General features: G+C 57.1%; 1 rRNA gene. It reads right to left on the reverse strand.

Features of this window, described 5'->3' with window-relative positions:
* A 23S ribosomal RNA gene (locus AH6_RS41915) occupies positions 1-885 on the reverse strand; the annotation flags it as partial.

The raw sequence follows: 885 nt of genomic DNA on the forward strand, positions 1-885 counted from the left end.
TTCAGCGTTGGCGCATACCAGCGGGTACGGGAATATCAACCCGTTGTCCATCGACTACGCCTGTCGGCCTCGCCTTAGGTCCCGACTTACCCTGGGCGGATTAGCCTGCCCCAGGAACCCTTGGTCATCCGGCGCACACGTTTCTCACGTGTGATTCGCTACTCATGCCTGCATTCTCACTCCTCCAGCCTCCACCACTCGATCACTCGGCGGCTTCGCCGGCTGAAGGACGCTCCCCTACCCATCCATGCGTTACACATGAATGCCACGGCTTCGGCGGTGTGCTTGAGCCCCGCTACATTGTCGGCGCGGAATCACTTGACCAGTGAGCTATTACGCACTCTTTCAAGGATGGCTGCTTCTAAGCCAACCTCCTGGTTGTCACAGCAACTCCACATCCTTTACCACTTAGCACACGCTTAGGGGCCTTAGCCGATGATCTGGGCTGTTTCCCTCTCGACTACGAAGCTTATCCCCCGCAGTCTCACTGCCGCGCTCTCACTTACCGGCATTCGGAGTTTGGCTGACGTCAGTAACCTTGTAGGGCCCATTAGCCATCCAGTAGCTCTACCTCCGGCAAGAAACACACGACGCTGCACCTAAATGCATTTCGGGGAGAACCAGCTATCACGGAGTTTGATTGGCCTTTCACCCCTAACCACAGGTCATCCCCCAGGTTTTCAACCCTGGTGGGTTCGGGCCTCCACACCGTCTTACCGGCGCTTCACCCTGCCCATGGCTAGATCACTCCGCTTCGGGTCTACAGCATGCGACTAAAAACGCCCTCTTCAGACTCGCTTTCGCTACGGCTACCCGCCACCGGTTAACCTCGCCACACACCATAACTCGCAGGCTCATTCTTCAAAAGGCACGCCATCACGAACA

Source organism: Actinomadura hibisca NBRC 15177 (assembly GCF_001552635.1).
GTDB lineage: Bacteria > Actinomycetota > Actinomycetes > Streptosporangiales > Streptosporangiaceae > Spirillospora > Spirillospora hibisca.